Source organism: Allobosea sp. 05T433, assembly GCF_056396065.1.
This window is the reverse complement of the sequence record NZ_JBFTKS010000121.1, coordinates 1-535: the sequence shown is the minus strand read 5'-3', so window position 1 is coordinate 535 and position 535 is coordinate 1. Positions and strand designations below refer to the sequence as shown.

1 protein-coding gene is annotated in these 535 nt (G+C 64.9%); it reads left to right on the top strand.

All coding sequences use genetic code 11. The features are described 5' to 3' along the window. Nucleotides 1–535, top strand: a 535-nt coding sequence (locus AC1DGP_RS35295) for a calcium-binding protein (protein WP_476833304.1), incomplete at both ends; no start/stop codon positions are given.

Here is a 535-nt window from a genome sequence, read left to right as displayed (position 1 = left end):
GGCGGTCGTTGCGGGGTCGGGGACCACGAACGCAACTTCCGACACGATCGCCAATATCGAGAATTTCATCGGCGGGAGCGGCAACGACTCGATCACCGGTGATGCCAACGACAACGCGCTCAGCGGCGGGGCCGGTAACGACGCGCTGATCGGCGGTCTGGGCAACGACGTGCTCAGCGGCGGGGCCGGTGCCGACACGCTGAACGGCGGAGCAGGCAACGATCTGCTCGATGGCGGCGCCAATCCCAACACTACGGGCGACGTCATGACCGGCGGTGCCGGCGACGACACCTATGTCATCGATGATGTGACCGGCACGGCGGCTCAAAGGGACCAGGTCATCGAGGCTGCAGGCGCTGCCGGCGGCATCGATACGGTGACCGGATCGGTCAATCTCGACCTCGCACTTTATGCCAATGTCGAGAACGTCACGCTGACGGGAACCGCGAATGTCAACGCGACTGGCAATACCGGCGACAACATCCTCACCGGCAATGCCGGCAACAACGCACTGACCGGCGGCGCCGGCACGGAT